Origin of the sequence: Psychroserpens damuponensis (genome assembly GCF_000826655.1) — a bacterium.
GTDB lineage: Bacteria > Bacteroidota > Bacteroidia > Flavobacteriales > Flavobacteriaceae > Psychroserpens > Psychroserpens damuponensis.
Genome location: NZ_JXJO01000079.1, coordinates 1 through 5,011, shown reverse-complemented (window position 1 = coordinate 5,011; position 5,011 = coordinate 1). Strand labels below are relative to the sequence as shown.

The window sequence follows — 5,011 nt, the reverse complement described above, 5'->3', positions numbered from 1 at the left end:
TATGAGAACATCACTTTGTACTGATGCCCTCGCTATGGCTATTAAAAACAGAAAATATCCTGAACAAAAACTCATTCATCATTCGGATAGAGGTTTTCAATACTGTAATCCTAAATACACAGAATTTGCTGAAAGCAATAACATCACAATGAGTATGACCGAGCAATACGACCCTTATGAAAACCCTGTAGCTGAACGAATTAATAGAACTCTAAAATATGAATACGGGTTAAAACAGACCATTAAAAACACAGATCTGGCTCAAAAAATGACTGAGCAAGCAGTATATATTTATAACAATCTAAGAACGCATTTTAGCCTGGATCTAAGAAAACCGGCTGAAGTACATTTAAATCCAAACATCAAATACAAATCCTATCGAAAAAATAATGTAAATTTACCTGAACTTACGATTTAAGAACAGACCTAGTTCAAACTGTTTTTTTGCCTTCTAAACGGCTAAAAAAAATCTTTTGAACATCGAAATAATAACCAAAAAGAGTCAACCTATTTCAGTATAATACATAACTCAGAATGACAGTTCACTTCGGAAAAAGTGTAGTTCAATCATTTTATCTAAAAAAATAGAGGAAATGAAATTATATTTGATTAAAATCGAATAAAAATGAAATTAATACTCTTTTTAGGAACCTTATTGCTTTCCTGTTCAGTTTTTTCCCAAGAAAAATTAGAACAAGGAAGATATATAAGCTCTGACAAGTTAAAATATATAACTATCAAGAACGATTATCAATTTGAATATAATGCATATAAAGGCTATTCACCATATACTATTAAAAAAGAAAATAAACCCAATGGAATGTGTGGAACTATTGGATATTGGGGAGATGGACGAGGAAAAGGAACTTACTCAATTGTTGATGAAGAATTAATTTTAAAGTTTGATATAGATTACTCAACTATAGCCACGAAAAAAATCGATATCAAATTATTGAAAGGATTGAGATTTAAAATATCTGAATTGGAAAAATTAGAAGATGAAAAATAAAAACGTTTTACAACACCGTGTATAATTCATTGCTAGTACTCGCCTACTTACGAAAGTCCTGGCGGACTTTCTATCTGTGATTTATTTGCTAACTTTAGTGCTTAAATACGCAACGAAATCATACACAAACACGTTGGCAAACATTACGGATGAAAATCCGTGACAAAACCGACGGTCGGAAAAGCAGAAAGAGCGACCTTAAAAAATCTGAAAGTATGCCTTATCTTTAACCAAAGAAAAATGAAAAAACATTATGCACTTTTAGCACTTTTACTTCTTCCCTTTTTCGGGATGGCACAACACTTATTGGACTCTATCCAAGACAAGATTGAGTACAAATTACAGCACGTTGACATCAATACCGCAAGTACAGGTATTTTCTATGACCGAATTTACAAAAAAGCAAATCTTGAACGTTATGCTAAACCTATAACTACTATTGGAATTGGTGGTCTTCAACCCATAAAGCCTAAACCAATACTTACAATAATTCCGCAGCCAAGTAGTTATATGCACTTTTTTATGGCACACGATGACTTGGAACGTGCAGACTTTCAAAACAGATACACCAATACAGAAACTTTATTTCAACTTAACCAAAATAGTGGTAATACCGTAAATATTGGGGTTATAAATGCTGACATCACAACCTTTAATGGCGACCCAATCGCTTTAGGTACCTTGAATGTTGTAGGTGTTGATAGCTTACTTTATAAAAACACAGCAAGTACACAACCACTCTATAAGGATTTGAAAAACTGTTTGGCTGCTTCACCTCTGAAACAAAAGGTAACAGACAAACGCGTATCATTTAATATAAATTCCAGTTTTTGGAAAGAAACAGCCCAACATACCATAAGCACACTACAAATAGACTTTGCAGACGGTCAAGGATTTAGAACCGTAACACAAGGGCAAACCATAAGTGTTAACTATCCAAACGGTGGCGATAAAGAACTTAAATTTAAAGTCACATTTTCAGACAATACAACTCACGAGGTGAAAGCAAGGTTGGAAGTTGTAGTTGCACCAACAATTGGTGTTTTACAACCACAAACCACTGCTTCTTCAACTTCCTCTTGTTTTATGCCAACAAGTGATACATTTGAATCTGATTTGAGCTTTCAAGGGTATGACGAAAGTCAACCTTATCAAGGTTGGGGACGTTACCAAAATCATAGCAATACCACTTGTATTGACAAACCTGTTATCGTTGTTGAAGGCTATGACCCAAGTGATAGTTTTAGTAACGGTAATATTTACGACCAATTTAATCTAACTAATTTAGGTAATCAATTATTAGGTACAGGACAAGATATTTTCACATTAGATTTTCAGAATTATACTGCAAGTGACGGTAAACTCATTCGTGACGGTAGTGATTATATAGAGCGCAATGCTATGGTGCTTATTGAACTTATTAATCGAATAAATGCCAATAAAAGTGATACTGCCGAACCTATAAAAATCGTAGGCTTTAGTATGGGCGGTTTAGTGGCACGTTATGCATTACGTTATATGGAACTTAACGGTATGGCACACGATACTGACTTATATGTATCTGTAGATGCACCGCAACAAGGTGCTGTAGTGCCTACTGGTGCACAATACACTATAGATTTTATTGACGACCTTGTACCAAGTTGGGCAGATGAGGAATTAAGCAGCTTAACTGATGATTTATTCTTGCCAGCACCAAAACAGATGTTAATACACCATTTTGGGAGCAATACCGAATTTCCTGATGGTTTTCAAGGCTTTCACGACCGTTTTTATAATGACCTCAATGCTATGGGCTACCCACAACAAGCCCGAAACATTGCGGTTACCAATGGACGATTGGACGGTCTGGGTACAAATGCTATCAATCAAAAATACTACGAGGGCAAAATGTACTTATTTTGGGTGTTGCTCAATGGCAAGTTGCGTTTGCATTTAACCAACCAAGACAGTCGCGCACGTACCTTTTATTGGCGATTGAAATTTCTAATTTTCACAGTTTGGAAACGAGAGCGACACACTAATTCATATGCCAGTTTAGGAAGTTATGAAAATGCACCTGGCGGTATTGCAAGTGTTGATGACTTGGACGAGCGTATTACCCAATTCACTTCTTTTGGGTTTGATGCTATTGTTGCTGGAATGAAACAAAACCTTTCTTCGGATGCTTTTAGCTTTTTACCTACCAAAAGTGCCATAGACTACATTGGCGACCCTTATCTATATGAAAATATTAGTAACCGTGATTTAAGTTGTGCTAACAACACGCCTTTTGACAGTTATTTTGCACCAGAGGTTAATGAACCTCATTTATTTTTATCAGTTGGTGCTTCTAATTTTATTCGTCAAGAAATTTTGGGCAATCCTCAAGTCCCTGACTTTACGGTTCAGGATAGCGATTTAAAACAGCAAAGTACTTTTTCGTGTAGTAACCTTGGTAATTCCATCCGCTTTTATTTTGAAGAATGTCAAATAAAACAAGGTGTTACTTGGTCTGTAACTGAACCAAATATGATTTCGGTTATACAAGAAGATAACACGCAGTTTGAATTTGTATCGTCTGTAAATGCCAATGGCTATATGGATGTTACAGCACATATTCCAAACCAAGCCGATATTACTAAAACCGTATTCTTGGGCAACTACTTTGATTTCCCCGCAAACAGTAACTATTATATTTCGGCTAATGGCACAAGTATTTCAGAACCATTAAACAATGGTACAAACTTATTAATCCCAAGCTCTAATGGCAATTTGCAAATCCCTTATGGTGTTTTTGCTCAACAAAACTTACCAACATCTTGGCAAAAACTGGGTTGGGAATTGGTATCCGACAGCCAAAATGCAGTATTTAGTTGGAATGAGGTATCTGGAGGCAATCTAAATTTCAGCTATCTCGGTAATAAACACAATGCAACAATTGTATTCCGTTTAAATGCTCGTACCAATTGTGGCATTGACTATCCATTGACCTATTGGTTTAAAATACCTGAACCTGATGATAATGGTGGCGGTTTTAGTTCACGATATTCAGCTTACCCAGTACCTGCCAACCAAAATCTGGACATACAGACCAAACAAGACTTTAACGGAAGTCCAAAACGTATAGAAATTTACGATATGTTCAGCCAACCTGTATATACTGGCAACTTAGATAGCAATCACAAAAGCATAAATACTTCAAGCCTTAGAAACGGAATTTATATTTTAAAGATTTGGCACGATGGCAAAGTGCTTACAAAAACAATAAGTGTTCAACATTAAAAAAAACAGAATTATGAAACCATTAATTATTTGCCTTATGGCCTTGTTGTTAGGCAGTTGCAATAACGACGATGACAATAACAACACTCAAAACAATGAAAACACATTTACAGCAACATTTAGAGGTCAAACCATAGAGCCTGAACAGCTTTCTAGTGGTGGCGTTGGGGATTTTACACTTAATGTAAATCGAAATACAGATGATATTAATGATTGGCAAATCACCGTTAGAAGCCCTGTGGATTTGGATTTAACCCTATGGATTCTTGATGTAACTGGAACAGGAACATATCCCATTGCAACTGCTAATTTAAGTGATATAACTAACCCTTATTTCAGTAATTCTATTTTCTTAGAAAATGGCGTTACATTAAGTTACACAGATTTGAGTATTGGTAACACAGGAAGTTTTGAGATTACTGAATACGATAGTGATAGAGGAATTATTGTGGGCACGTTTTCCTGTGATATGTATGATACAACAGACCCTGGAATTATAACGCCTATTGAAGGAGAGTTTAACATCAACTTGGAAACTTTACCGCTATAAGTAACGTTTGCCAACAACGTATAAGCATAATAAGGGTTAAAGGATAAAACTATAGTTAGTTTTGTATTTACAAACGCTATTACAAAACCGAAACTAATAGCTTACAAATCCCTTACTATGCTTATACCAAACACGTTAGCTTTAATGCTAGAGCTGAACTTTCCTAAATTAGGTTGACTAAAAATTAA

The 5,011-nt window shown here is 35.3% G+C and carries 4 protein-coding genes; all 4 read left to right on the top strand.

Annotated elements, in window-relative coordinates; all coding sequences use genetic code 11:
• The coding region (locus tag TD29_RS17570; protein ID WP_040282872.1) for an integrase core domain-containing protein at positions 1–418 on the top strand (418 nt) is incomplete at its 5' end.
• A gap of 207 nt (positions 419–625) precedes the next feature.
• Complete coding sequence (locus TD29_RS17565; RefSeq protein ID WP_040282871.1) at positions 626–1,009, top strand: hypothetical protein; 384 nt, start codon at positions 626–628, stop codon at positions 1,007–1,009.
• Between the two features lie 240 nt (positions 1,010–1,249).
• Positions 1,250–4,273 carry a T9SS type A sorting domain-containing protein gene (locus TD29_RS17560; RefSeq protein ID WP_084203535.1) on the top strand — a complete coding sequence of 1,008 codons (3,024 nt, stop codon included), beginning with the start codon at positions 1,250–1,252 and terminating at the stop codon, positions 4,271–4,273.
• Between the two features lie 13 nt (positions 4,274–4,286).
• Positions 4,287–4,823 (top strand): hypothetical protein, encoded by a 537-nt coding sequence (locus tag TD29_RS17555; protein WP_152611558.1) that lies wholly within the window; start codon positions 4,287–4,289, stop codon positions 4,821–4,823.
• The last annotated feature ends 188 nt before the right edge of the window (positions 4,824–5,011 follow it).

Coding starts and splice junctions, on each gene's coding strand:
- TD29_RS17555 (WP_152611558.1), top strand. CDS start 4,287: ATGAAACCATTAATTATTTGCCTTATGGCCTTGTTGTTAGGCAGTTGC.
- TD29_RS17560 (WP_084203535.1), top strand. CDS start 1,250: ATGAAAAAACATTATGCACTTTTAGCACTTTTACTTCTTCCCTTTTTC.
- TD29_RS17565 (WP_040282871.1), top strand. CDS start 626: ATGAAATTAATACTCTTTTTAGGAACCTTATTGCTTTCCTGTTCAGTT.